The sequence below is a fragment of the Oscillibacter sp. KLE 1728 genome, assembly GCF_934833455.1.
GTDB classification, from domain to species: Bacteria; Bacillota; Clostridia; order Oscillospirales; family Oscillospiraceae; genus Oscillibacter; species Oscillibacter welbionis.
Genome location: NZ_CAKVVF010000030.1, coordinates 1 through 24,622, shown reverse-complemented (window position 1 = coordinate 24,622; position 24,622 = coordinate 1). Strand labels below are relative to the sequence as shown.

General features: G+C 62.6%; 25 protein-coding genes. 9 read left to right on the top strand and 16 right to left on the bottom strand.

What is annotated here, in order from left to right; all coding sequences use genetic code 11:
* Together QVE23_RS05150 and QVE23_RS05145 are read left to right on the top strand one after the other, a co-directional pair.
* The coding region (locus QVE23_RS05150; protein ID WP_287967692.1) for an ABC transporter permease at positions 1 to 960 on the top strand (960 nt) is incomplete at its 5' end.
* A 163-nt stretch (positions 961 to 1,123) separates the two neighbouring features.
* Positions 1,124 to 2,143, top strand: a complete 1,020-nt coding sequence (locus QVE23_RS05145) for a Gfo/Idh/MocA family oxidoreductase (protein WP_036630325.1) — start codon at positions 1,124 to 1,126, stop codon at positions 2,141 to 2,143.
* 113 nt (positions 2,144 to 2,256) lie between these two features.
* Here the strand turns inward: QVE23_RS05145 and QVE23_RS05140 are convergent, their stop codons facing one another.
* From QVE23_RS05140 to murI, 12 genes are all read right to left on the bottom strand, one after another.
* A complete protein-coding gene (locus tag QVE23_RS05140; protein ID WP_287967691.1) occupies positions 2,257 to 3,330 on the bottom strand; it encodes a TPM domain-containing protein in 1,074 nt (357 codons plus the stop codon).
* Between the two features lie 217 nt (positions 3,331 to 3,547).
* Positions 3,548 to 4,720: a toxic anion resistance protein gene (locus QVE23_RS05135; protein WP_287967229.1), complete on the bottom strand. Its 1,173-nt coding sequence runs from the start codon at positions 4,718 to 4,720 to the stop codon at positions 3,548 to 3,550.
* A gap of 26 nt (positions 4,721 to 4,746) precedes the next feature.
* Positions 4,747 to 5,124, bottom strand: a complete 378-nt coding sequence (locus tag QVE23_RS05130; protein WP_119310608.1) for a hypothetical protein — start codon at positions 5,122 to 5,124, stop codon at positions 4,747 to 4,749.
* Positions 5,125 to 5,138: 14 nt separating this feature from the next.
* The gene (locus QVE23_RS05125) at positions 5,139 to 5,861 is read right to left on the bottom strand and encodes a 5-bromo-4-chloroindolyl phosphate hydrolysis family protein (protein WP_267288257.1); all 723 of its coding nucleotides are present in this window, start codon (positions 5,859 to 5,861) and stop codon (positions 5,139 to 5,141) included.
* Between the two features lie 125 nt (positions 5,862 to 5,986).
* Complete coding sequence (locus tag QVE23_RS05120) at positions 5,987 to 6,523, bottom strand: DUF6512 family protein (RefSeq protein ID WP_036631375.1); 537 nt, start codon at positions 6,521 to 6,523, stop codon at positions 5,987 to 5,989.
* Positions 6,524 to 6,594: 71 nt separating this feature from the next.
* Positions 6,595 to 7,782 (bottom strand): hypothetical protein, encoded by a 1,188-nt coding sequence (locus QVE23_RS05115; RefSeq protein WP_147629944.1) that lies wholly within the window; start codon positions 7,780 to 7,782, stop codon positions 6,595 to 6,597.
* A 192-nt stretch (positions 7,783 to 7,974) separates the two neighbouring features.
* Complete coding sequence (locus tag QVE23_RS05110; RefSeq protein ID WP_353734546.1) at positions 7,975 to 8,193, bottom strand: branched-chain amino acid transporter permease; 219 nt, start codon at positions 8,191 to 8,193, stop codon at positions 7,975 to 7,977.
* A gap of 114 nt (positions 8,194 to 8,307) precedes the next feature.
* On the bottom strand, positions 8,308 to 9,045 hold the full coding sequence (locus QVE23_RS05105; RefSeq protein WP_353847670.1) for an AzlC family ABC transporter permease: 738 nt from the start codon (positions 9,043 to 9,045) through the stop codon (positions 8,308 to 8,310).
* Complete coding sequence (locus QVE23_RS05100) at positions 9,036 to 9,305, bottom strand: GNAT family N-acetyltransferase (RefSeq protein WP_267288255.1); 270 nt, start codon at positions 9,303 to 9,305, stop codon at positions 9,036 to 9,038. The genes QVE23_RS05105 and QVE23_RS05100 overlap by 10 nt, the downstream gene beginning before the upstream one ends.
* A gap of 34 nt (positions 9,306 to 9,339) precedes the next feature.
* On the bottom strand, positions 9,340 to 11,085 hold the full coding sequence (gene argS, locus QVE23_RS05095; protein WP_119310601.1) for an arginine--tRNA ligase: 1,746 nt from the start codon (positions 11,083 to 11,085) through the stop codon (positions 9,340 to 9,342).
* A gap of 302 nt (positions 11,086 to 11,387) precedes the next feature.
* On the bottom strand, positions 11,388 to 11,834 hold the full coding sequence (locus QVE23_RS05090) for a YwiB family protein (protein ID WP_287967690.1): 447 nt from the start codon (positions 11,832 to 11,834) through the stop codon (positions 11,388 to 11,390).
* On the bottom strand, positions 11,821 to 12,636 hold the full coding sequence (murI, locus tag QVE23_RS05085; protein ID WP_021751452.1) for a glutamate racemase: 816 nt from the start codon (positions 12,634 to 12,636) through the stop codon (positions 11,821 to 11,823). The genes QVE23_RS05090 and murI overlap by 14 nt, the downstream gene beginning before the upstream one ends.
* A gap of 201 nt (positions 12,637 to 12,837) precedes the next feature.
* Between murI and QVE23_RS05080 the strand changes: the two genes are divergently transcribed.
* Both QVE23_RS05080 and QVE23_RS05075 read left to right on the top strand, forming a co-directional pair.
* The gene (locus tag QVE23_RS05080) at positions 12,838 to 13,248 is read left to right on the top strand and encodes a hypothetical protein (protein WP_021751450.1); all 411 of its coding nucleotides are present in this window, start codon (positions 12,838 to 12,840) and stop codon (positions 13,246 to 13,248) included.
* Positions 13,249 to 13,335: 87 nt separating this feature from the next.
* Positions 13,336 to 14,457 carry a DUF362 domain-containing protein gene (locus tag QVE23_RS05075; protein ID WP_021751449.1) on the top strand — a complete coding sequence of 374 codons (1,122 nt, stop codon included), beginning with the start codon at positions 13,336 to 13,338 and terminating at the stop codon, positions 14,455 to 14,457.
* 63 nt (positions 14,458 to 14,520) lie between these two features.
* On the opposite strand, the gene QVE23_RS05070 is transcribed toward QVE23_RS05075, so the two are convergent.
* On the bottom strand, positions 14,521 to 15,336 hold the full coding sequence (locus QVE23_RS05070; RefSeq protein WP_287967689.1) for a DUF4358 domain-containing protein: 816 nt from the start codon (positions 15,334 to 15,336) through the stop codon (positions 14,521 to 14,523).
* Between the two features lie 279 nt (positions 15,337 to 15,615).
* Between QVE23_RS05070 and brnQ the strand changes: the two genes are divergently transcribed.
* Positions 15,616 to 16,896: a branched-chain amino acid transport system II carrier protein gene (brnQ, locus tag QVE23_RS05065; protein WP_021751446.1), complete on the top strand. Its 1,281-nt coding sequence runs from the start codon at positions 15,616 to 15,618 to the stop codon at positions 16,894 to 16,896.
* Positions 16,897 to 16,936: 40 nt separating this feature from the next.
* Positions 16,937 to 17,329: a VOC family protein gene (locus tag QVE23_RS05060; RefSeq protein ID WP_021751445.1), complete on the top strand. Its 393-nt coding sequence runs from the start codon at positions 16,937 to 16,939 to the stop codon at positions 17,327 to 17,329.
* Positions 17,330 to 17,458: 129 nt separating this feature from the next.
* On the opposite strand, the gene QVE23_RS05055 is transcribed toward QVE23_RS05060, so the two are convergent.
* On the bottom strand, positions 17,459 to 18,748 hold the full coding sequence (locus QVE23_RS05055; RefSeq protein ID WP_051320048.1) for a sensor histidine kinase: 1,290 nt from the start codon (positions 18,746 to 18,748) through the stop codon (positions 17,459 to 17,461).
* Between the two features lie 2 nt (positions 18,749 to 18,750).
* The gene (locus QVE23_RS05050) at positions 18,751 to 19,464 is read right to left on the bottom strand and encodes a LytR/AlgR family response regulator transcription factor (RefSeq protein ID WP_036631374.1); all 714 of its coding nucleotides are present in this window, start codon (positions 19,462 to 19,464) and stop codon (positions 18,751 to 18,753) included.
* A 247-nt stretch (positions 19,465 to 19,711) separates the two neighbouring features.
* On the opposite strand from QVE23_RS05050, the gene QVE23_RS05045 reads away from it, so the two are divergent.
* The 3 genes from QVE23_RS05045 to QVE23_RS05035 are packed head-to-tail and all read left to right on the top strand — an operon-like array spanning position 19,712 to position 23,382.
* Positions 19,712 to 20,485, top strand: coding sequence for a TraX family protein (locus QVE23_RS05045; RefSeq protein WP_287967688.1), 774 nt, complete (start codon positions 19,712 to 19,714; stop codon positions 20,483 to 20,485).
* A 19-nt stretch (positions 20,486 to 20,504) separates the two neighbouring features.
* Entirely contained in the window at positions 20,505 to 21,248 is a 744-nt protein-coding gene (locus QVE23_RS05040; protein WP_025544914.1) for an ABC transporter ATP-binding protein, read from the top strand.
* A gap of 4 nt (positions 21,249 to 21,252) precedes the next feature.
* On the top strand, positions 21,253 to 23,382 hold the full coding sequence (locus tag QVE23_RS05035; protein ID WP_287967687.1) for an FtsX-like permease family protein: 2,130 nt from the start codon (positions 21,253 to 21,255) through the stop codon (positions 23,380 to 23,382).
* A gap of 69 nt (positions 23,383 to 23,451) precedes the next feature.
* On the opposite strand, the gene QVE23_RS05030 is transcribed toward QVE23_RS05035, so the two are convergent.
* Positions 23,452 to 24,622: helix-turn-helix domain-containing protein (locus QVE23_RS05030; RefSeq protein ID WP_287967686.1), on the bottom strand; the 1,171-nt coding region annotated here is incomplete at its 5' end.

Here is a 24,622-nt window from a genome sequence, read left to right as displayed (position 1 = left end):
ATCCATCTCTCCGGCATGAGCGATTTCGCATTGGACCACCTGACGGTACTGGAGGGAGACCTGTCCAAGCTCTATGAGGACGGCGGGCGGTATGTGGCCGCTGTGTACAGTGATGATGATTACGGCAATCCGGAGATGGACTCCCACTGGGCCCGGCTGGGGGACATCGTCACCGTCCGGTACGTGGAGGAGACGGAGTATGTAGATCCGGACACCGGCATCGCCTACGCCAGCCCGGAGGACGTGCCCGCCAGTGCCAACTATGTGGCGCAGCCGGTGAAATACCGGGATGTGGAATACGAAGTAGCCGCCCTGGTTGCCGTGCCCATCTCTCTCAGCTACCGCTACTACGGCGCGGACGAGTTCATCCTGAATGACCAGACCTTCATGCAGGACAGCGGCACAGACAGCGTGATGTACTACGCCTTTGATACCACCGACGAGGCCAACGGCGCCATGGAGAAGTTCCTGGCAGACTACACAGAGAACGTGAATCCCCAGTTCGACTATGAGAGCAAGGCGCTCTACGCATCGGAGTTCGAGGGGATGCGCTCCATGTTCCAGCTGTGCGGCGGGGCCCTCAGTTTCATCGTGGGGCTGGTGGGCGTGCTGAACTTCTTCAACGCCATCCTCACCGGCATCATCGCCCGCAAGCGGGAGTTCGCCGTGCTCCAGTCCATCGGCATGGCCGGCAAGCAGCTCAAGACCATGCTGGTGTATGAGGGGCTGCTCTATGCCCTGGGGGCGGCGGGGATCTCCCTGGTGCTGACCCTGATTTTCGGCCCGGTGGCCTTCAAGGCGGTGGGGAGCATGTTCTGGTTCTTCACCTACCGCCTGACGCTGACCCCGTTCCTGATCGTGGCCCCGGTGTTCGCCCTGCTGGGCGTCCTGGTTCCCCTGGCGGTGTACCGCTCCGTCTCCAAGGCCACCATCGTGGAACGGCTGCGGGAGGTGGACTGATCCCCAGGGACCACTTTCCCGCAAAACAGCGGCACGGCTCTCAAGAGCCGTGCCGCTGTTCAAGTTCTTCGGCAGTATCCAGCTTTCAAGGCAGGTCCCGCTTGTATTTTTGGGGGGATTAGACTATACTGTAAAATTGAAAACCCCAGAGAGAAGGTGCTATATGGAATCTGTTAAAATCGGCTCTGTCGGCCTGGGCCGTCTGGGCTACGAACATGCAAAAAACTTAGCCGCATCCATTCCCGGCTGCGTCCTCCACGCCATCTGTAACGTGGATACCTCCCGTCTCCGGGCGGTGGCAGAGGAATTGGGCGTTCCTCATACTTACACCGATTTTGCCGCCATGTGCGCCGATCCGGAGTTGGACGGCATCGTCATCGTCTCCCCCTCTTTTCTTCATGTGGAGCAGATCAAAATTGCCATGGAGCACGGCAAGCACGTTTTCTGTGAAAAGCCTCTGGGCACCAATGTGGCTCAGTGCAAGGAAGCTGAAAAGGTTGTTGAGGCCCATCCGGAACTGGTGTTCCAACTGGGCTTCATGCGCCGGTTTGACCCCTCCTATGCTGAGGCCAAGCGCCGTGTGGACGCCGGTGAAATCGGCAAGGTGGTGCTGGTCCGCTCCTGCACCCAGGATCCCCGCAGCACCATTGAATCCACACTGAAATTTCTCCCCCACTCTGGCGGCCAGTTCCTGGACATGTGCGTCCACGATCTGGATCTGATCCGCTGGTTCACCGGCTCTAACATCCGTAACGTCTGGGCCATCGGTGGTGTCTTTGAGTTCGACCTCTGTCGGGAACTGCATGACACAGACAATGCCGCCGCCATGGTCCAGTGCGAAAACGGCGCCATGGGCTTTCTCTTTGCCAACCGCACCCATGCAGCAGGCTGCAATGTAGAGACGGAAATCGTCGGAACCCACGGCACGCTGCGCATCGCCCCCGTGGGCGCCCGGAACCTGCTGCAGGTCGTGGATGAGCATGGTGCGCGGCAGGAGTACTATCCGGACTTCATGTCCCGCTGGCACACCGCTTTTCTGGCTGAGATGCAGGCGTTTACGGACCACATCCGTACCGGCACACACCCTGCGGACCTGACGGTCTACGACGGCACCGCCGTATCCGAGGCGGCCTATCGCTGCAAGGAATCCTTTGAGACCGGCAAAATGCTCCCCATCCGCTGAGCCGCACTGCAAAAGTAATACTTCTTCCAACGCAAAAGCAGGAGGATCGTCCCGGAACTCCGGGGGATCCTCCTGCTTTTCAAATGGCATACAGGCCCCGTTATATCTGTCTCTTACCGGCGCCCGCCGCGGAAAGAGCCTCCGCGTCTCCCCCCGCCGCTGCGGAAGGAGCCTCCGCCAAAGCCGCCGCGCCGGCCGCCGCTGCCCCGGAAGGTCCCTCCGCCGAGACTGCCCCGGGACCCTCCGGCACTCCCGAAGGAGCCTCCGCCGAACATGCCTCCCCGGCTGCCGCCGAAGCCGACCCCGCCGAATGTTCCGCCGGAGGGCGGCCGGCGCGGTGGCTTTGGCGGTCTTGGAGGACGGGGTGGCCTGGGCCGCTGGGGCCGTCCCCAGAAGATGGGGTAGTACAGCACCGTGGGCCGTCCCATACCGGGCCGCAGATACCGCCGGCGGTAGCGGGAGTACCGCATTCCGTCCAGGATCACCCACAGCACCAGCAGCACCACTAGCAGCACCACAACGCCGCTCACCAGGGACCCAAAGGCCGGCGCCACATAGCCGTGGGTCTCCGTATAGTAGTACCCGCTGCCGCTGGAATAGGTCTCCCGGACGGCAGGGATATACCCCTCCCGGATCGCGACGCCGTAGAAGTCGGCAAACCAGGCGATGAAGGCATCAAAAGTCGCCTTCACACCGGCGTCGTACTCCCCGGCAGCGAAATCATTCTCCAGGTAATAGGACTGCAGACTCATGAAATCGTCCGCGTGGCTCTCCAGCCCGGTCCCCACCACCACGCAGTAGTCGCCCATCAGGCCGCTTTGGGAGATGTTGTCCAGCGCCAGCAGCATCACCACGCCGTTGTTCCGCTCTGCGGAGCCTACGCCATAGCTGTTCCCCAGATCCGAGGCATAGTCCATGATGTCCGCGCCGCCAGTGGAGTTCACCACACTTACCAGGATCTGGGCCCCGGTCTGGGCAAACAAGGAGGCGTTCATGGCGTCGATATGCTCCATGGTCTCATCCGTCAGCACCCCGGCGTAGTCATATACATACGTATAGGACCCCACAATGGCGGTGGACGCCTGGCCTCCGGTGTCCGGCTTCTTGGCCTGCCCAATCACCACCCCGGCCACGATGGCTAAAATCAGCACCACCGCCGCCACGGCCCGTTTCTGAAAAAACTTCATAAGCGTATGTCCTCTCCGTCCCTTCCCCGCAAGCGGGAAAGGGGGCTAAGGGAAAGCCTCCGGTTTTCCCCAGTTCTTCCGCCATTGGCGAAAGAAGAAATTTGAATCATTTTCGCCGCAGCGTGTACGTGGCGAAACTACCTTGATCCAAGCGCCCCGGGCGCGTTCACCAGTGCGCAGACTGGTGGGGATTCCAAAGGGGGATCCTGCTCTCCCTTTAATTTCTCAGCTCCAACAGCTTTTGCTTCAGCTCGCCCTCGATGCGGCCCAACTCCGCCTCGGCGGCCCTGCGCTTCTGGGCGCCCTCCCGCTGGATGTTCAGCACCTCGTCCAGCGTGGAGATCAGCTGCTGGTTGGTGTGCTGCAGCGTCTCAATGTCCACCACGCTCCGCTCTGCCTCCTTGGCGGTCTCAATGGTGCCCATCTTCAACAGATCCGCGTTCTTTTTCAGCAGCTCATTGGTCATCTCCGTCACGGCGCTCTGGGCCGCCGTGGCCTGGCGGCCGTGCTCCAGCCCCAGGGCCAGCACCATCTGACTCTTCCACAGGGGGATGGTGTTCACCAGGGAGGACTGGATCTTTTCCACCATCAAGGTATCGTTGTTCTGCAGCAGCCGAGTCTGGGGGCCCATCTGCACAGAGATCATCCGGGTCAGCTCCAGGTCGTGGAGCTTTTTCTCAAACCGCTCACACATCTGGACCATGTCGTTGTATGCCTGGGCGTCCTCCTGAGCGCCGGACTGTTCTGCCTTGGCCTTCAGAGCAGGCAGTTCGCCCGCCCGCATGTCCTCCAGCTTCTTCTTGCCCGCCAGAATGTACATGGTGAGCTCCTTGTAGTATTTCAGGTTCAGCTCATACATCTGGTCGAACATGGCCACATCCTTTAAAAGCGTGACCTGATGCTGCTCCAGCTCCCGGGCGATCTTGTCCACGTTGGACTCCACCTTGGCGTACTGGGCCTTCATGGCCTCCAGCTTGCTGCCCGTCTTTTTGAAGAGTCCGAAGATCCCCTTCTTCTCCTCTTCCTCGCCGAAGCCCTTCAACTCCACCACCAGCTCGCTGAGGGACTTGCCCACCTCTCCCAGGTCCTTGGTGCGCACGGAGTTCAGGGCGTTCTCGGAAAAGCTGGCCACGTTCTTCTGGGCCGCCGCGCCGTACTGCAGGATCAGGTTGGAGTCCGTCAGGTCGATCTTCTTGGAAAAGGCCTCCACCGCCTGCTTCTCCGCGTCGTTCAGCAGGTTCTCGTCCAGCCGCACCGGCGTCGCCTCCGGCTTGGCGGCCTCCGGTGCGGGGGCGGCGGGCGCTGCCGGGTCCAGAGTCAACTGGGGCACCGCATCCGTCCGGCTGGGATCCAGGGTCAGTTCAGGCATCATGCTCTTCTCGTCTGCCATTGTGTCATCCTCCATCATAGTATCATTCACTCTCTGCCATTTTCTTCATTCCGGCGGGCTTCTCCCGCCGCCCGCACACCGCAGACAGCATAAACCACTGCGTACACCACCCCCAGCACACCGCAGAGGGTGCAGATGCCCGGGGCCTGCTTCATAAAACCGATACCTAGCAGCAGCCATATCACAGAAGAGAAAAAGTGATGGGCAGCCTCTCCCCACCTTCCCGCCTGTTTACAGGCCTTGTCCAGCCGAAGGCCCAAAGCCACCGCCCCCGCCAGCCATGCCAGCGGCAGCAGGAGCTCCGCGTTATGCAACCCGCCACGCTCCAGTTTCCAGAACAGAAGGACAAATCCTGCGGCCATATAGAAAACCAGGCCCGCCATTCTGATGGCGATCTTTCTCATGGCGTTTCCTCCGATCACAGCTCCAGCCGGATATCGGTCTCTTTCTTCTCGTCCGGCTCCGCCTTCAGCGGGCTGTCCACCAGTCCCTCCCGGGCCATCATGTTCTCCAGCACCGTGATGTCCGTGGAGATGTCCAGGGCTTCGGCGCCGTACAGGCTGTCCAGCTGCTTTTCAAAGGCCGCCACGATGGTCCGCATCATCCCCTCCACCTTGGCCAGGGTGGTGTCGATGTTCTCCCCGGAGATCCCGGTGCCGCTCATGCGGTCATAGGCGTTCAGCAGCTTCAGGGTGGTGGGCAGGTAGTAGTCCAGAAAGCGCCGGATCTGGGGCAGCTTCTCCGGGTGCGTGCGCACTTCGTCGAAGATCCGGGCGCTCACCTGCTCCAGCCGCACGATGTCGGCGGAGATGCCGGGGTCCGCGATATTCTCGTCCAGCCGCTTCATCTCCCGGATGGCCAGCTCCCCGTCGCGGACCATCTTGTCCAGCTCCGGATTGCCAGTGGAGGCCGGTTTCTTTTCAGCGGGCTCCTCCGCCTTTTCCGGCGGCGCCTCGCCGGCCTCCTCCCCCGCGGGGCCGCCCCGGCACAGGGCGGACGCCGCCGCGAACGCCAGAAGGGAGGCCCCCGCCGCCAGGGCATAGTGCAGCGGCTCATACAGCGGCAGCACCAGCGCGTAGGCCAGCCATACCGCCGCAGCGGCGTAAAAAGGCGCCGCACGCTTCTGTCTTGTGGTCTTCATCCGCTTCAGCCTCCCCAGGTCGCTTTTAACAATATTATACCCCGCCGGAGAGAGCCGGTCAACGGCAGGGACAGAAAATCCCCGGAAGCAAAGCGGCGCCCCTCTCGAAAGAGGGGCGCCTGCTTTCATTTGGGGATTCCATAGCCCAGCGTCACCGGGTCCTGCCACAGCCCCAGCTCCGGCGGATGGAATGTGCAGTAGACGAAAAGGAACGCCAGCCCCCACAGCGCCAGCAGGCCCAGGATCTGCTGCCAGAGAGAGGTGAAGCGCCCCCGCCGCAGAAGCCGGAAATCCAGGGCGAATGCCCCCAGCACGGATAGGTAGAACACGGCGATGTCCGCCCAGAGCAGATGCCGCCCCAGCACGCCGGTGTACGTATAGAACAGCACCGGAATCAGCGCGACCCCTGTCACTGTGCTGACGCCCCGGGCTGCCAGAAAGTTCGGATAGTTCCGTCCCAGGCAGCACACCTGTACCACGGAAAACAGGAACATGGGGAAAAACAGCAGCTTCATATGTTCCCAGGTGGACTCATTCACCGCAGAGAAGGCAGCCGCCGCGCCCCATCCGCCGCTCCAGTCGTAGACAAAGTGCAGCAGCGTCCCCAGCGCCGCCGTGAACAGCGCACCCGCCAGCTCCCAGTAAAACAACCGCTTCCCCATATCCGCCTCCATGACAAAACAAAAGGACTGCGGCCAGGCCGCAGTCCCAGTTTATACCGGCGTTGGCAGATTTATGCATCCAGATACGCCCCATAGCTTCCCAGAGTCTCCGCCAGCGTCTCCGGCGTCCAGTCCCAGTAGTCGGCGTCCCGCAGGCACCGGCCCAGGACGGCACACAGCTCCCGGACCTCTGCGTCTGTCCGGTCATCCAGCAGGTCGGGCAGGGCCGTCATGTCCTCTGCCGGGTGGTCCAGGATGTAGTTGGGCAGCAGCCAGTCATGGGAGAACCCCTCCGTCAGGAAGAATGCGTCCACCAGCTCCGAAAGCGGGGCTTCCTCCCCAGAGCCGGACAGTGGCAGCGCCACGGCGCTGCCTCCGGTGGCCAGACCGTCACAGGTCCAGTCGCCGTCCTCATTTTTCTGGATACTGGCCTCGCCGCCATAGCCGTAGTACCCGTCCGCATCCGGTTCTCCCAGCCCTGCGCCCGCCTGCCAGCTGTTGGCCATCTCTCCATACGGGTCATCCACCAGCAGCCGGAAGCCCAGCCCGGCACAGAAGTTCTCCGGCTCACCGTAATAGGCGTCAAACACGCTGGCGCCGTTGGCCTGGAAGTCCAGGGGCTTCCAGCTGACCCAGTCCGGCACATGGCGGACATTCTCCGCCACGGCCTCGTTCAGCTGCCGGGCGATCTCTTCGTAGTCCGTCTCTGCCCCATCCACCGCGGGACCGCAAAACGCCGCGTCCCACAGGGCGTCCTCGGCGATCCCCTGCAGCAGACCGCTCAGGCCGGATTCCCCCTCCGCCGCAGCCGTCACACAGGCATAGTGGGTCTCCCCGTCCACGGTCCACAGCACCACGTCCCCGCCGGTGCAGCACTGGAGGGTGGTCTCCCCGTCCGGGGCGGTCATGGCAAAGAGCCGTCCTCTGCTTTCGATGTCGCTCCACTGGTCTCCCCAGGCCTCCGCCGAGGCCGGCTCCCACTGGTAGCCGATGGAGAACAGGTTCTCCCGCCCCGCCACGTTCCGGGCGGCCTCCGGGGTGATGGAGAGGCTGATGCCTGTGGCATCTTCCTCTTCCACATCCAGGGTGAAAGTCAGGTCCTTCGTGATCTCAGCGTACGCCGCCATGGCGGAGGCCGTCAGCTCCTCGCCGGAGAGGGGCTCCGTCTCTTCCGGGACTTCCTCCGGCAGCTGCTCCCCGGCAGTGCCGCAGCCGGCCAGCAGCGCCAGCAGCACCCCGCAGAGAAGAAATCGCTTCATGTTCCGCACCTCGCTTTCCAGATCCTGGTTTTTGCGCTCCGTTCTCTGCATTTTATACCCAGAATACCCTGATTTTTCGCAAAAATCCTCTCAGTTTCACAACAAATTGTAACGATTCGGAAACAAGGAAGCCTCCCCCGGCACTGAAAAATGCCGGTCGGACTTCCGCCGGCCGGCATCTCTTCTCTTTTTTCACACAAACACCGCCTGTACCAGCACCATGTACAGCACAGTACCCCCAGCGATGGACAGCAGCACATTCCGCTTCCAGAGATGGAGCCCCGCCACCGCAGCAATGGCGATCAGCTCCGGCGCTCCGTGGGGCGCCGACAGCCAGGAGATGCTCCGCAGGCAGTACACCACCAGCAGGCCCATCATGGCGGGCGGAAGGACTTTCCCCAGGTATGCCACTACAGCGGGGGGGCTGTTTCTTCTCTGGAAACAGCCAAAAGGGCAGCCATCGGGTCAGCTGGGTCCCAGCGGCCACCGCCAGGATAATACCCAGCGTCTGTAAAGGCGTCAGTGTCACAGGTCCCCCTCCTCTCCGCTGCGGTCCAGGCGGCGCCGTGCACTCAGCAGCACCGCCAGCACCAGCACCATGGCGGGGATCACCATGTTGTCCGCTCCGAACACCGCCAGGCTGGCAGCGGCGCAGAGGATCCCCATCACCCCGGCGGGCCGGTTCTCCAGCTTCTTACACTGCTCCAGGAACAGCACCACGAACAGCGCCGTCAGAGCAAAGTCCAGGCCCGTGGTGTCAAAGGTGAGGACACTCCCCAGCAGGCCGCCCAGGGCTGTGCCCGTAATCCAGTAGAGGTAGTCCAGCAGGGAGATCCAGAAGTAGAAGTCCTTCCGGGCCACGCCTTCCGGCGGCTCCAGAGTGGACACCAGGGAAAACGTCTCGTCGCACAGCACGTAGATCAGAAACGCCCGAACCTTTCCCAGGCCCTTGTATTTGTCCAGCAGGCTCAGCCCGTAGAACATGTGCCGGGCATTGACCATGACGGACAGCAGAAACGCCTGCACGGGGTCAAAGGCCGTGGTCAGCAGCGTGACAGCCACAAACTGCATGCTGCCGCCGAAAGCGATGGCGCTCATGAGGACGGACCATCCCGGCCCATACCCCTTGGACTGCATCAAAAGGCCATAGGCAGTCCCCAGGCACAAAAAGCCCGTCATCACCGGGATGGTGGCGGGAAACGCCGCCCGGAGCGCCATGCTGCTCCCACCGGCGCGGCGGCTCTCGTCGTCTCTCAGGGGCACAGCAGATCGGCCTCCTCCGGGTGCCTTTCAAACCAGATTTCGGCATAGGAACACGTCGCCCTGGCGCGCTTTCCCTCCGCGCGGATTTGGTCGGCCGCCGCCCGGAGCAGCTGCCCCGCCACGCCCTGACCCCGGAGCGTATCGTCCACAAATGTGTGGTCGATATCCGCCGCCCCATCCCGGTCGGGAAATGTCACCTCCGCGATCACCCGGCCTTCTTCCTCGGCGTAGATACGCCCCGGCTCTCTCTGAAATTCCATGGGTCTTCCTCCTGCATCCTGTCCCGCCGTCTTTTTACATCTTCTCCGGCGCGTCCACGCCGATGAGCTTCAAGCCGTTCCGCAGGACGATCCGGGTATCATCCGCCAGCTTCAGCCGGGCGTCCCGGACCGCCGGCTCCTCGCCCTTGATGCGGCAGGCGGTGTAGAACCGGTGGAAGCAGGCCGCCAGCTCCTGGAGATAGCGGTTGATGTGGCTGGGGTCGTAATCCCGGGCCGCCAGCTTGATCTCCTCGCAGAACTGGGCGATCTGCTTCAGCAGGGCCCGTTCCGCCTCGCCGGAGAGCAGGGACATATCCACGTCCGCCTGTCTGGGCACGGAGGTGCCCTCCTCCGCCAGAGCCCGCAGCAGTGAGCAGATCCGGGCGTGGGCGTATTCCACGTAGTAGATGGGGTTTTCGCTGTCCTCCCGGACCGCCAGGCCCAGATCGAACTCCATCTGGGTATCCGGCTTGGCATTGAAGTACCACCGGGCGGCGTCCACGCTGACCTCGTCCAGCAGGTCGGACAGGGAGATGGCCTTGCCGGTACGCTTGCTCATCCGTACCACCTCACCGTCCCGCAGCAGCTTCACCAGCTGCATCAGCACGATGTCCAGCCGCTCGCTGCCGTTGAGGCCGAGCGCGTCCAGGGCGCCCTTCAGCCGGGCCACGTGGCCGTGGTGGTCCGCACCCCAGATGTTGATGACCTTGTCGAAGCCCCGGACAGCGAACTTGTTCCGGTGATAGGCGATGTCCGCGGCGAAGTAGGTGTAAAACCCGTTGGCCCGGCGCAGTACGTCATCCTTCAGGTCCAGCTTCTCGATGTCCGCCTCTTTCTTCCCCTGCCTGCGGTAGTGGTCCCGTAGGATGTCGGCCGTGCGGAGCCACAGGGCGCCGTCCTTCTCATAGGTCCAGCCCCGCTCCGCCAGCAGATCCACTGTCTCCTTCACATAGCCGCTCTCATGGAGAGAGGACTCGTAGAACCAGTTGTCATAGTGGATCTTGTACCGCTCCAGATCGGTCTTCATCTTAGGCAGGTTGATGGACAACCCGAACTGGGCCAGCGCCTCCTGGCGCTCCGCCTCCGGCACATCCAACAGCTTGTCTCCGTTTTTCTCATAATAGGCCCGGGCCAGGTCCTTGATGTCCTCACCCTGGTATCCGTCCTCCGGGAAGGGCACCGCGTCCTCCCCCCGGATGATCTGGAGATACCGGGCTTCAATGGAGTGGGCGAACTTATCAATCTGGTGGCCCGCGTCGTTCACGTAAAACTCCCTCGTCACGTCGGCGCCGCACGCCGCCAGCACGCTGGCCAGGGTGTCTCCCAGCACGCCGCCCCGGGCATTGCCCATGTGCATGGGGCCCGTGGGGTTGGCGGAGACGAATTCCACCATGATCTTCTGCCCCTTCAGGTGGTCGGCGGTGCCGTAGCCGGCACCCTCGCTCTCCACCGCCTCGCAGACGGCAGCGTACCAGCTGTCGTTGAGACGGAAGTTCAGAAAGCCCGGTCCCGCAATCTCCGCGGAGGCAAAGTAGCTCCCCGCCAGGTCCATGTGGTCCAGCAGTGCCTGAGCGATATTACGGGGCGGCTGCCGCAGCGCCTTGGAGGCCGCCAGGGCAAACGTGGTGGTGAAATCGCCGTTGGCGGTGTCCTTGGGGATCTCCACCGGGGCGGTCTTCACCTCCGCCTGGGGCAGCGTCCCGTCCGCCACTGCCGCCTGATAGGCGGCCATGGCCAGCGCCGCCGCCTGGTCCTTCGCGTTTTGTACCATGTTGATCATATCGTTCCCTCTTTCGTGAATGAGGAATTCAGAATGAGGAATTTTGGTGTCCGGCAAAGCCGGACAGATTCCAATTGCCACCTGCGGCGGCACCGCAATTCCTAATTCCCAACCCCTGTTTTTCCCGTTTTACCCGGGTCTTAAAGCTGTTTTTCCCTGTCACCGTGCGCTTCCCACGGGACAGATCCCGGGGGACCCCTTTTCTCGGAATCCCCGGGCGAAATGAATTCGCCCTCCGCCAAAGATTTTGGCTCCTCCAAAATACTTGGACGCGCTGCCGCACGGTTTGCCGGAACGCTCTCTTACTTTCGCTTTACCCGGATCTTGAAGCTGTTTCTTCCTGTCACCGTATGCTCGACCGCGATGGAGTACTTGATCTCCAGCAGGCCGCCCCGCTCGCTGAGGTTGTGCCGCAGGGCGCTGGTCTGGATATCCACCGACAGCTCCCCGTAGGGGGTCTCATACAGGGACGTGTGCTGCCGCCCCTCCTCAAACACCATCTGGGAGTTCACACTGCCCACCCGGCGCAGGATCACCTGGGGCCCGCTGACCTCAAAGGTGGTGGTCGTCCCCTCCATGCCGGTGAGAGCTGTCTCCTGATAGGTCAGCAGCAGGCCCTTCTCCGTCAGCTCCAGGGTCCCCTCCGTCGTCAGCTCCGTGGCATCCGGGTCCACATCGTCAAAATACTGCTCTCCCCGGATGAAGAGCAGCACCGGCAGCTTCTTCCACCGCGTCTCAATATCGTTCAATGTCAATCCTCCGTGCTGTATGGCGCAGGTCCTCCTGCAGAAACAGCGAGGCCGTCCGCTCAAAATCCTCCACCCGGTCACTGACGTAGAACTCCGTCTCGCCGCGGCGGCGCTCGTCCGCCCGCAGCTCCCGGGCCTTCAGCATCCGTTTCAGCTCAAAGGCGGACTCCTCCCCGGCGGACACCAGCTCCACGCCCGGCCCCATCACGTCCCCGATCACATCCGTCAGCAGCGGGTAATGGGTACAGCCCAGAATCAGGGTGTCCACCCCCGCATTCTTCAGGGGCGTCAGATACTCCCGGGCCACGGTCTCGATCACCACGTCTCCCCGCCGGATGCGCCCGGCCTCCGCCAGGGGCACGAACAGGGGGCAGGCCCGGCTGAACACGGTCACCTCCGGGTCCAGCCGCCGGAGAGCCGCCTCGTAGGCACCGGAGCGGACGGAGGCCGCCGTGGCGATGAGCCCTACCCGCTTGTTTTGGGTCATCAGCACCGCCCGGCGGCAAGTGGGCTCTACCACGCCTACCATGGGCAGGTCGTTTTCCGCCTGCAGCGCCGCCAGCGAGGTGGTAGTCACCGTTCCGCAGGCGATGAGGATGGCCTTCAGATCGAAGGAGCGCAGGAAACGCACATCCTGGCGGGCGTATTTCAAAATGGCCTCCCGGGAACGGCTGCCATAGGGCACCCGGGCGGTGTCGCCGAAGTAGATCAGGTCCTCCTCCGGCAGGATGCGCCAGAGGGAGTGCACCGCCGTCAGACCCCCCAGGCCTGAATCGAATACCCCGATGGGACGCTGGTCCATCCCGCTCCGCCTCCTTCTTCTCCCGCCGCCGGACCGGCGGCCGCCTCATGCTCATTTTGCATCTGGATTACATATTATACTATGCGGCGCCTTCTGCCGCAAGACAGATTTTAGTCTTTTTGCCCTGTTTTTTATGTGGAATTCTGCGTATGTCTCTGCTATAATCGTGACAGTATCATCTATTTGGGAGGTGTCTGCCCCATGAAGATCGAACTGACGGAACAGCAGTTCCGGTATCTGCTGGATCTGGTATACATAGGAAACTGGGTCATCAATTCCACCCGGGAGAACGACCGCATCCAGGAATACGACCAGGTGGAGAGCCTGATTTTCTCCCACTGCCTGCACCACAAGATGAGCAAGCTGGTGGAGCTGTACCGGGGGGAGCTGATCCCCTCCCGGGCCTTTGCGGACGGCGGCATCCACGAGGCCATCGAGCAGTATGAGGACGTGGTGTTCTATGAGATCCTGGCGGAGGAGCTGGCCCTGCGGGACATGGATGGGGAACCCCTGACCCGTGAAAACTATGGGGAGCTGATGGAGCGGATCGACGCTTATCTCTCCGAGTTTGACGAGCACGGCACCGACAACATCTCTGTGGACCTGCCGTAAGGCGGAAGGCACGCCGCCCCGGCACCGGAGAGATTTCTCTCCAGGCTTGTTTCAAAGAACAGAAAGAGAAAAAGGAGCAACGAGATCATGGCTGAAAAATCCAAAGTCTACTTTGCGGACTTCCGCGCCCCCAGCTGGCGGGAGAACCTGCCCCAGAAGCTGGCCCGGCTGATGATGACTGCCGGCTTCGGCGATATCGATATGGACGGCAAGTACGTGGCCATCAAGATGCACTTCGGCGAGCCGGGCAACCTGGCCTACCTCCGCCCCAACTGGGCCCGGGCTGTGGTGGACCTGGTGAAGTCCCACGGCGGCAAGCCCTTCTTGACGGACTGCAATACCCTGTATGTGGGCGGCCGGAAAAACGCCCTGGACCACATCGAATCGGCTTATATCAACGGCTTCACCCCCTACTCCACCGGCTGCCACATCCTGATCGCCGACGGCCTGAAGGGCAACGACGAGGTGGAGGTTCCCGTGGAGGGCGGGGAGTATGTGAAGTCCGCCAAGATCGGCCGTGCGGTGATGGACGCGGACGTGTTCATCTCCCTGACCCACTTCAAGGGCCACGAGCAGGCCGGCATGGGCGGCGCTCTGAAGAACATCGGCATGGGCTGCGGCTCCCGGGCCGGCAAGATGGAGCAGCACAACTCCGGCAAGCCCTTCGTCAAGCAGAAGAAGTGCATCGGCTGCCGGGCCTGCGCCAGGATCTGCGCCCACGGCGCGCCCCAGTTCGGTGCCGACGGCAAAGCCACCATCGACACGGACAAGTGCGTGGGCTGCGCCCGGTGCCTGGCGGTGTGCCCCAAGGATGCCATCCAGTGCCTGTATGACGAGGCGCCCGCTATTCTGAATAAGAAGATCGCCGAGTACACCAAGGCCGTGGTAGACGGCCGCCCCTGCTTCCACGTGTCCCTGGTGGTGGATGTCTCCCCCAACTGCGACTGCCACGCGGAGAACGATGTCCCCATCGTCCCGGATGTGGGCATGTTTGCCTCCTTCGACCCGGTGGCTCTGGACCAAGCCTGTGCCGACGCCGTGCTGGCCCAGACTCCCGCGCCCAACTCCGCCCTGTTTGACGAGGGCTGCGACTGCTCCTCCGGTGACTACTTCCACGCCGCCCATCCGGACACGGACTGGGCCGTCTGCCTGGAGCACGCGGAGAAGATCGGCATCGGCACCCGGGCATACGAGCTCATCAAAATCTGATCTGAACGAAACGAAGCAGGACTTAAAAAGTCCTGCTTCGTTTTCCGCATTGCGGGACTCCGCTCAGGCGAACAGGGCGTTGAACTGCTCCACCACCGCGTCCGCGCCGGTGTGCGCCACCAGCATCACAAAGTTGCCATTGGAGACAATCCGGGACTCGTTCCGCCACATCTCCGTGGGCGCGGGGTACCAGGCACCGCCGGGGCTTGTGCCGTCCCCCACCTGATAGTCGATTCGGGCCTGGAAGATGTCCTTCACCGCCTGGACATCGCCGCTGTTCTCCACCTCTACCAGGGCAATCTCGTCACCGGAGGCGGAGATCATGGCCATCTGCACCAGACACTGCTGGGTGGCGATGGCGGAGAGTCCCGCATAGAACGTATCCAGCGTCTCACCCTCCACGGCCATCAGGGCGGGCCACGTCTCCTGGTCCCCGGTCACGGAAGCGCAGAAATCCGCCAGATCCACGCCGGAAGCAGACTCCACTGGAGGGGCAGGGGTGGGCTGGGCCGGCGTCTCCGGCTCCTTGTCCGGCTGCTGGGGCTTTGTGTCCTCCACCGGCTGGTATACCGGCTTCTCCGCCGGGTCTGCCGGACGGCTCCCCGTCTCCGGCTCCTTCGCCGGGTCCGCGGGGCGGGAGCCCAGATCCGGCTCGTCCTCCTGGAGCTGCTGGGAATCATCCGCCGTCTCAGGGCCCTCTATGGTCACAGGGACGCCGTCCTCCCCATCGGTTTCCGAAGTCTCTTCCTCCTGGGGCGGCGCAGCTTCCTCCATCTTCTGGTCCTGGGCGGCGTCCTCCTGCGCCTCCGTTCCTCCACAGGCAGCCAGCGCCAGTATCAGCGCCAGAGCCAGCAATCCTGCAAGTCCTCTCTTTTTCATGTTTTTCTCCTAACCTCTCACGGGATTTCACGGCGCTCCGCCGCGGTCTGAGAGGTTAGACGGGCTCTACGGAAAAAAGTTCCCGCTCCGGCGATTTTTCTCCGTTGCTCCGCCCATGACCGCCCCGGTGTGTATAACATTGACTTTTTTCGGAAATTCAAATATAATTGTTTCAAGCATAAACATCAAATAAATACACAGGCCGCGCGTCGTCCGCGCGGCCGCTTTGCCCTTATTCAGCGGACATCCGTCCACCTGCAAGGCAAGAGGAGGTCTCCTATGAAGAAACACCTTCAGGACAGCTTGGTCATCGGTTTCGCCCTGTTCTCCATGTTTTTCGGCGCAGGTAATGTCATCTTCCCCCCTTATCTGGGACTGGAATCGGGTCCGGAGTGGCTGGCCGGCTTTTTCAGTTACTTTATGGCCGACATCGGACTGGCCCTGCTGGCTATGTTTGCCATTCTCCGGCAGGGAAGTCCCGACGGGATCACCGCCCGCATCGGCAGGATTCCCTCCACAGCGCTCATGTGCGCCATTGTGCTGTGCATCGGTCCCATGCTGGCCATTCCCCGGACTGCCGCCACCACCTACGAAACCTCTCTGGCCCCGCTGGTGTCCGGCTTCAGTCCGGCGCTCTTCTCCATCCTCTTCTTTCTGCTGATCCTGCTGCTGTGCGTGCGGGAAACAGCGGTGGTGGACATCGTGGGAAAGATCCTGACCCCCGCTCTGCTGATTGGCCTGTTGATCCTGATCGTGGTGGGTGTGGTGAATCCCATCGGGCCGGTGGGTGAGCAGCCGCTGGTGGAGAATGTGGCCGCCACCGGCGTGGAAGCCGGCTATCAGACCATGGACGTGCTGGCGGCCATCGTGTTCGGCTATATCATTCTGAAGAGCGCCCGGGAGAAGGGACACACGACTCCCGGCGCCCAGCTCCGGGTGGTGTCCGGCGCCAGTCTGGTGGCAGGCATCGGCCTGCTGGCGGTCTATCTGGGGCTGACTTATCTGGGCGCCACCACCGCCCGCTTCTTCGACATCACCGTGGACCGCACGTTCCTGGTGGTGTCCATTGTCCGGAACCTGTTGGGGCAGGCGGGCATCATCCTCTTTGCCGTGGTGGTGGCTCTGGCCTGCGTCACCACCGCTGTGGGGCTGGTCAGTGCATGCGCCGATTACTTCTCCGGCCTCTCGGGGGGCCGCGTTTCCTACCGCACGCTGGTGTGCGTCATCTGCGTGTTCAGTGCCGTGGTATCCAACTTTGGTCTCAATGAGATCATCGCCATCGCCTCCCCCATCCTCAGCGTGGTCTATCCCCCCACGCTGGTGCTGATCGTGCTGGCCCTGTTCGGCAGCCGCATCCGCCGGGACTGGGTGTTCCGCCTGGCGGCCCTGGGCGCCCTGGCAGTGAGCCTGCTGGAGGTAGTCCGCACCTACACCGGCGTGGAGCTGGCCTTTCTGGACCTGCTGCCCCTGGCGTCTCTGGATTTCGGCTGGGTGTTGCCCGCCGCTGTCTGCGGCGCAGTGGGCGCCCTGATCCCCGGCGGCCGGACTGCGGCCTCCTGATGCCATATTTACATTGTTCACATACTGGAGGACTGATTGTATGAAACAGCACTATCAAGGTCTCGGCCACATTGCCGTGTATACGGCGGATATGGATGCCAGCATCGCCTTTTACGAGAAGATCGGCGGCAGCCTGCATCTCCGGGCCCCCGCCTGCCCGCCGGAACAGCAGCGGGAGCTGGCCCTTGTGGAGTTCGGCGGCTTCCTGGTGGAGTTGATCGCCGCCCCTGTGCCGGAGGGTGCGGGCTGCATCCCTCATTTCGCCGTCTATGTGGACGATGTGGACCAAGCCGCCGCGGATCTCCGCGCCGCCGGCGTGGACACCTTCCAGACCGCAGAGAAGTGCGTGATGCCCAACACCTTCGGCGGGTTGGAGAACTGGTTCTTCACTGGCCCCTCCGGGGAACAGATCGAACTTTTGAAGATGCTTTGAGTCCGCTTTGGCTGCGGAGCAGGGAGACCGTCCATTGGACGGCCTCCCTGTTTTTCTGTGCAAATACACCGCAGATATGGAAAATCGAGCTCTCTCCTGTGTCTGCGGCGGCCGTCAGCGCATGGGGATTTACAGTGTTTCGGCCTGCCCTGCCAGGGGCAGGCACACCACCAGCTCGAACCCGTTGTCCCGGACCCCGGCGTCCAGGGTGCCGCCGTAGCGCTCTGCGATTTCCCGCATCCCGGGGATGCCGAAGCCGTGGGCGGCCTTGTCCGTCTTGGTAGTTGCAAGATCCGGCTGCACCGCGCCGCCCAGGGTGTTCTCCACCCGCAGCATGAAGAGTCCCTTGTCCGCCTTGCAGCGGATGGTGATTCGCCGTTCCCCGGCGCCCCGGCTGCCCTCGATGGCGTTGTCCAGAGCGTTGCCCAGCAGGGCGCACAGATCCATATCCGCCACAGGCAGGTCCCGGGGCAGGGAGACGGCGAAGTCTGCGGCGACTCCCTCCCGCTCCATGGCCTCCGCCTTGGCGGTGAGGACGGCATTGGCCGCCTCGTTTTCACAGAGCCGTCTGGTTCCCCGCAGGGCCGGGGAACCGGCTATCTGGTCCAGATAGCCGATGGCCCCCTGTTCATCTCCCTGCTCCAGAAAACCCCGGACCGCCGTCAGGTGATTCCGCAGATCGTGGCGGAGACGGCGCACCTGGGTCTCCTGCTGCCGGAGGCCCTGATAGTAGACCTCCCGCAGACCTGCCAGGCGATTTGCCTGCTCCAGCCGCTCGTGATCCGCCAGAATCAAAATGGCGAACAACAGGACCAGAGAGGTCAGAAATACAAAGGGCAGCACCACCATGCCCTGGTACATCGCCACGGTATTGACCTCGATAGAGTCATACCGCCGGAAGGTCAGCAGCACCACGGCGATCAGGGCGCACAGGGGCATGGCCGCTAGACCCAGCACCAGCTTCCACAGCCGCCGGGAGAGCACCACCGGCTCCCGGGGCAGGCGGCGGCGCAGCAACAGCCACAGCGGGCCGAACACCAGCGGGCGGGCCAGGCGCACCAGCACGTCATAGAGCGCATTCCTGTTGATCCGCTCCACATAGGTGTCCAGCAGGGCACACACGGACATCTCCAGGCAGAAGAGGATGATGCACACCGCCACCCGCCCTATCCGGTCACCCCGGGTAGAGAGGAGGAACAAGGCGAAAAACGCCGGCAGCGTATAGAGCAGGTTGGGGTCACCGATCCAAATCACCATGCCGGTGGACCCCGCCAGGGTCAGAAAGAGCAGCACCCTCCAGAAGCGCCCATTCCGGGGGCGGACAAAGGGGGCACAGAGCTTGTAGAGGAAAAAGCCGCTGGCCGCCACGGTCAGAAAATAGCCGCAGTTGAGCCAGATCTGCCAGAGAACATCCCGCATCCTCATCCCTCCAGCTCCGCCCGGGTAAAGGCCAGCAGGGCCGAGGGCTGGCAGGACCGGCTGACCGGCAGCCGCCGGCCGTCCCGCAGCACCACCTCGCCGCCCTCCATCCGGTCCACAGCTCCTGTCCGAACCAGATACCGCTGGTGGATGCGGACAAAGTCCGCCCCCACCTCCGCCGCCACCGTGTCCAGCTTGCCGTAAAACGTGTACTCCCGTCCGGCGGTGACACAGGCCACCTGCCGCCGGTCCGAGACGAAATACAGAATGTTGGCAATGGGGATCCGGTAGTGGGTGTCCCCGCTGCGGCAGATGTAGGCCCGGTCCAAATCCCGGACCAGCGCCGCCTGTGCCCGGTCCAGCACCTCCTCCAGCTGTTCCGCCTTCGGGGGCTTTAAGAGATACCCCAGGGCCCCCACGGAGTACCCGTCAAAGACGTGCTCTGCATACCCGGTGACGAACACCAGCTGCAGTCCGGCGTCCGCCGCCCGGAGCCGCCGGGCGGTCTCCATGCCGTCCAGCTCCCCCATCTCCATGTCCAGAAACACCAAGTCCAGCTCCCCGGCGTGGCTCTCCAGCCAGCGGAGCAGTCCCTCGCCAGAGGAGAACTCCCGGAACTGCCCTTGAACGCGCCGCTTTTCCAGAACCCGCTCCAGAGCGGCCCGAAGCACCAGCCTGGCGTCGTAGATATCGTCACAGATGCCGATCCGCAGCATCCCCATCACCTCAAACCGAAAACTGCCCGCCGGGGTCCGGCAGGGGGCGCTTTTCGCCCTAAACTACCTGCCCATTCTACCACAGGAACCGCCGTCTGCCAAACCAAACTTGACGGCAAATCCGCCAAACTTGACATCCCCTCCCCTCCCAACGCAAAACTTGACATCCAGGCCGCCGCAGATGACACCCCCGTTTGCGGCGGCTCTTTTTTCGCGGTACGCTGGTGTCAACAAGGAGGGAAACACCATGACAAACGCCACTGCCATCTCCCGCTCCCGTGTGTGGAGCGTGCTCACCACTCCCGCCGCCATCCCCCAGACGGGGCCACGGCTGAAAACCAATCTGGACACGGATCTGCTGAAGCTCATCGCCATCGCCGCCATGCTGATCGACCACATCGGCGGCGCCTTTTTCCCGGAGGCGGGCGTGTTCCGCTGGATCGGCCGACTGGCCTTCCCTATCTTCTGCTACTGCCTGACGGTGGGCCTGCTGTACACCCACGACGTGCGGAAGTACCTGACCCGGCTGGGCATCTTCGCCCTCGTCAGCCAGCCCTTTTACATCCTGGCCTTCCACCCGGTCGGCGAATTCTGGGCCAACCTCACCAACTGGAACATCTTCTTCACCCTGTTCCTGAGCCTGCTGGGCATGTACGGCCTGAAGGAACGGAAATGGTGGCTGTTCGCCCTGGCGCTCTTCACCGTCAGCTGGTGGAACTTCGATTACTCCGGCACCGGCATCCAGCTGATGCTGATCTTCTACCTCTGCCGGAACCGGCCCCGCCTGGGCGCGGCCCTCTACCTCCTCAGTTATCTTCCGGCCCTGATGAACGGCTGGCCGGAGGATCCCCTGTGCCTGACGGTGGGCGGCCTCTGCATCGACTGGTCCATTTTCGCCGTGTTCGCCGCGCCCCTGATCTTCTGCGCCACGCACTCCCGCATCAAGATCAACCGCTGGTTCTTCTACGCCTTCTATCCCGCCCATCTGGCGGCCATCGCCCTGGCGGGGAATATCCTGTGAGACAGAAAGGAAGAGTTTTATGTTAACAGTCAAAGATCTGCACAAATCCTACCAAGTGGGCAAGACCACCTATGAAGTCCTCAAGGGCGTGTCCCTCACGGTGGAGAAGGGGGAGTTCGTGGCTGTCATGGGCCCCTCCGGCTCCGGCAAGACCACGCTCTTAAACTGCATCTCCTGCTACATCCCCATCGACAGTGGGGAGATCATGCTGGGGGATCGGCAGCTGGCAAATCTCAGCGAGGACGCTTTGGCAAAGGTCCGCAACCGGCAGCTGGGCTTTGTGTTCCAGGACTTCCTGCTGCTGGACGGTCTGACAGTCCGGGAGAACATTCTCCTGCCCGCCATCATCGGCGGCGCCGTCACCGGCCAGACGGAGGCCCGGGCGGACCAGCTGTGCGATGTATTCGGTATCTCCGCCATCCGGGACAAATACCCGGCGGAGATCTCCGGCGGTGAGAAGCAGCGTACCGCCGTGGCCCGGGCGCTCATCAACCATCCCCTGCTGATCCTGGCGGACGAACCCACCGGCAACCTGGACAGCAAGTCCAGCCGGGCGGTAATTCGCTCCTTTGAACAGGCCAAGGAATCCCTGGAGGCCACCATCTTCATGGTAACCCACGACTCCTTTGCCGCCTCCTTCTGCGACCGGGTGGTCATCCTCCGGGACGGAGTGGTGTGGCGGACCCTGGAAAAGGGCGCCACGGACCGCACCGCCTTTCAGGACCAGCTGTTGGACGCCATCCGGGACATGGGGAAGGAGTGAGACCATGCGGCACTTTTCCGACGCCTACGCGGCCCTGCGCCGCAAAAACAGGGGCCAGTATGCCTTGCTGGCAGGGTGCAGCTTCTTCTCCGTGCTGCTGATCACTGCCTATGTCTGCATGATGCGCTCCCCCACCATCCTCTCCGTCTTGCCGGAGGGCGGCGACAGCCGCAAGCAGGTGATGATGGTGTTCGTTCTGGCGGTCATCGGCTGCGCCGTGTTCACCGCCTATGCCGCCGGGCTGTTCTTCCGCCAGAAATCCCGGGAGACCGGCGTGTTCCTGGCCCTGGGGGCCACCCGCCGCCAGCTGCAGCGGGAGATGGGCAAGGAGCTGGCGGTGATCTCCCTGGGCTCCTGCGCCGCCGGGGCGGCCTTAGGCGGCCCTCTGGCTTGGGGCGTGTGGCAGCTGTTCCGCCTGTTCCTGGTGGACTCCCAGGAGATGGCCCTGTCCTTCGATCCCCGGTCCTATCTGCTGTCCATGGTCTTTGCCGCCTACGTGGTGGGGATGCTGTTCTTCCTGGGCGGCCGGTCCATCCGCCGCACCAACATCATCGACATCGTCCAGGAGTCCCACAAGTCCGAGCCTATCCGCGAGGTAAAGCGGTGGTACGGAAGCGTGGGCATCGTCCTGGTGGTAATCGGCGCCCTGGCAGGGTTTCTGATGCCGTCGTTCTTTATCACGGTTCTCCATTGGTATTCCCCCTCTGGGGTGGACGCCGTCTTTTACCTGCCGGCGCTGGTCGGCATGTACATGATCCTGCTCCACACGGTGGTGAACGGCTGGCGGAAGCGCCATAAGTACCGGGACATCATCGCCACGTCCATGATGAAGTTCCAAGGCCGCCAGACGGTGCGGAACATGCTGGTGATGACGCTGCTGATCGTCGGCGCCTATTTCGCCTCCTTCTACGCCCCCATGCTGAATACCAGTTCCACCTACAGCTTCTCCACCCGGCCGGTGGACTTCGAGTACCACTGGCGGAATGATCAGAACTGGCCGGAGCGGGGCGAGGTGGAATCTCTGGCGTCGAAGCATGGTGTTGACATCACCTCCTGGACCCAGGTGGACGCCGCCACCCTGGGCTGTGACGGCACCGTCTCCATCGAGCAGAGCGCCGGAGCTCTGGGCACCACCTACACCAAGGAATACCGGGAGATCCAAGGCGGGGCCACCTATTTTTCCGAGAGCGCCTGGAACGCCCTCACCGGCCAAGCTGTGGACCTGGCCCCCGGCACCTGTGCCAATGTGCTGGATGATGAAGGCGGCAGCGACTACCTCTCCGGCGGCGACGTGACGCTGGTCACCAATATGGTCACCGGGGCCAGTCTGTCCGTTACCCCGGCGGAGCCTCTGTGTTTCACCATGCTGCTGGGCTGCTACGTGCTGGATGACGCCGACTACGAGATCCTCACCGCCGGACTCACCGACCTCTGGCGGGAGACCTGGGTATTCTTCAACGTGGCGGATGCGGAGGCCAGCTATCCCTTTGCCGACGCCCTGTTCAACGAGATCGTGGACCGCTCCGGCGACGATGTGCTGCAGATGGACGCCTACGACCTGGTAAGTGCGGCGCTGGCGGAGGAGGCCGGCGAGGTCTATGACTACGACCGGGCACATATCGCCGCCCATGGCTTCCCGGTGATAGAGCGGGAGGACCGGGACACCTCGGAGTTCCGCAACTACTGGCTCTACATGCCCCAGTTCCGGGTGCTGGATCAGAACGACTTCGTCACCACCATGGCGGTGTTTTTGGTGCTGTTCATCTTTATCGCCCTGATCTGCTTCGCGGCGGTCATCGTCATTGCCTTTACCCGGTGCATGACCATCGCCCTCACCAACGCACGGGTGTACGACGACCTGCGGCACCTGGGGGCGCCGAACCGCTATCTGTTCCGGTCCGTAAAGGGGCAGGTGTCCAAGGTGTTTCTTGTGCCCGCCATCGTGGGCACGGCAGTCATCTCCGCCTTCTACCTCATGATTATGTACTTCAATGATAACCGCTTCACCCCCGGCGAGATGGCCGGCATGGCCGTCTGTGCTGCGGTGATCGCCGTGCTTTCGGCGGTGCTCTATGGGGTATACCGCATCACCCGCCGCAGCGTCTGCCGCGCGCTGGGAATCCAAGGCAAGTGAAGCTTCCGCGCTGCCGGAAATTTGGTCCGGGGGCACAGGGATATTCCCTGTGCCCCCGGACCTTTTTGTTTATTTTCCGCCGCTGCCGGCGATCTTTCTCCACAAGGTGCTTCGGCCGATTCCAAGCCGCTTGGCCGCAGCGGACTGATTCATGTTCTCCTCCCGCAGCACCTGTTCGATCACTCTCCGCTCGATGTCCTCCAAGGTCCCGGAGAGATCCACCGCCGGCGGAAGGGCACTCACTTTCCGCATCTCGTTCTGCAGGACCGCGGCCACCTCAGCGGCAGTGATATAAAATCCCGAGGACGCCGCGATCATCTGGCGCAGCACCTTTTCCAGCTGCACCAGATTCAGCGGCCACTCAAATTCCACCATCAGCTCCATGGCATCCGGCTCCATGCCCACGGTGGATTTGGCCAGCGCGGTATTGTACTGGGGAATCATCATATTGACAAAGGCGGGAATATCCTCCTTCCGCTGGGCCAGAGACGGCACATTGATGGTGAATCCGCTGAGCTGCAGATAGAGCCGGCTGGAGAACTGTCCCCGGGCCACCTCGGCAGACAGGTCGCAGCAGCTGGAGCTGATTACCCGATGGCGGTGGGTCATCTTGGTATCCTCAATATAGGTCCCCACCTGCTGCTGCAGATCCTTCGGCAGCGTATCCACGTTTTCCAGATATACCGTGTATCCCGTGGCGTGAATGGGAGACGCGGCATTATTCAACAGCATGTCCCAGTTTTTCTCCGTCAGGTCCCTGCACTGCAGGCGCATCAGCGTGGTCCCCTCCGTGGCGCTTTTGGTGTGAATGCGACGGGCCACCACGCCCTTGTGGGTCCCCACCGCCCCCTGGATCAGAACGGGCAGCGCGGAACTGCCGGCAGTCTGGATGAGCTTGTCCATTGGGCGCAGATACAGCTCGCTGGAAGCCGGCAGGCTCTGCGCCTGGCGGATGTCCTCCGGGTCCTCCAGCTTGGCGAAGGAGGATACCCGATAGCCAGCGGCGCGGAAGTGTACCTCAAAGAGATAGCGGATCTCCTGGCGGACCTGAAGAATACCGCCCGTGATCTCATAAAAATCATTGTTCAGCTTTTTGATTAGGTGCAGTGTCCCTGTATCCTGCAGCGTGGAGATCCCCCGGGAGAGGAACTGCTCCATCCGCTCCACGTCGTTCAGCATTTTTCGCGCCGCTACATTCGTATACTGGAGCTCCCGCTGTTCCCCGAAGATGAATACGGCG

Coding starts and splice junctions, on each gene's coding strand:
- QVE23_RS05060 (WP_021751445.1), top strand. CDS start 16,937: ATGAAACAGCACTATCAAGGTCTCGGCCACATTGCCGTGTATACGGCG.
- brnQ (WP_021751446.1), top strand. CDS start 15,616: ATGAAGAAACACCTTCAGGACAGCTTGGTCATCGGTTTCGCCCTGTTC.
- QVE23_RS05120 (WP_036631375.1), bottom strand. CDS start 6,523: ATGGGGAAGCGGTTGTTTTACTGGGAGCTGGCGGGTGCGCTGTTCACG.
- QVE23_RS05130 (WP_119310608.1), bottom strand. CDS start 5,124: ATGAGAAAGATCGCCATCAGAATGGCGGGCCTGGTTTTCTATATGGCC.
- QVE23_RS05125 (WP_267288257.1), bottom strand. CDS start 5,861: ATGAAGACCACAAGACAGAAGCGTGCGGCGCCTTTTTACGCCGCTGCG.
- QVE23_RS05050 (WP_036631374.1), bottom strand. CDS start 19,464: ATGCTGCGGATCGGCATCTGTGACGATATCTACGACGCCAGGCTGGTG.
- QVE23_RS05045 (WP_287967688.1), top strand. CDS start 19,712: ATGACAAACGCCACTGCCATCTCCCGCTCCCGTGTGTGGAGCGTGCTC.
- QVE23_RS05135 (WP_287967229.1), bottom strand. CDS start 4,720: ATGGCAGACGAGAAGAGCATGATGCCTGAACTGACCCTGGATCCCAGC.
- QVE23_RS05075 (WP_021751449.1), top strand. CDS start 13,336: ATGGCTGAAAAATCCAAAGTCTACTTTGCGGACTTCCGCGCCCCCAGC.
- QVE23_RS05035 (WP_287967687.1), top strand. CDS start 21,253: ATGCGGCACTTTTCCGACGCCTACGCGGCCCTGCGCCGCAAAAACAGG.
- QVE23_RS05145 (WP_036630325.1), top strand. CDS start 1,124: ATGGAATCTGTTAAAATCGGCTCTGTCGGCCTGGGCCGTCTGGGCTAC.
- QVE23_RS05140 (WP_287967691.1), bottom strand. CDS start 3,330: ATGAAGTTTTTTCAGAAACGGGCCGTGGCGGCGGTGGTGCTGATTTTA.
- argS (WP_119310601.1), bottom strand. CDS start 11,085: ATGATCAACATGGTACAAAACGCGAAGGACCAGGCGGCGGCGCTGGCC.
- QVE23_RS05100 (WP_267288255.1), bottom strand. CDS start 9,305: ATGGAATTTCAGAGAGAGCCGGGGCGTATCTACGCCGAGGAAGAAGGC.
- QVE23_RS05040 (WP_025544914.1), top strand. CDS start 20,505: ATGTTAACAGTCAAAGATCTGCACAAATCCTACCAAGTGGGCAAGACC.
- murI (WP_021751452.1), bottom strand. CDS start 12,636: ATGGACCAGCGTCCCATCGGGGTATTCGATTCAGGCCTGGGGGGTCTG.
- QVE23_RS05080 (WP_021751450.1), top strand. CDS start 12,838: ATGAAGATCGAACTGACGGAACAGCAGTTCCGGTATCTGCTGGATCTG.
- QVE23_RS05115 (WP_147629944.1), bottom strand. CDS start 7,782: ATGAAGCGATTTCTTCTCTGCGGGGTGCTGCTGGCGCTGCTGGCCGGC.
- QVE23_RS05055 (WP_051320048.1), bottom strand. CDS start 18,748: ATGCGGGATGTTCTCTGGCAGATCTGGCTCAACTGCGGCTATTTTCTG.
- QVE23_RS05070 (WP_287967689.1), bottom strand. CDS start 15,336: ATGAAAAAGAGAGGACTTGCAGGATTGCTGGCTCTGGCGCTGATACTG.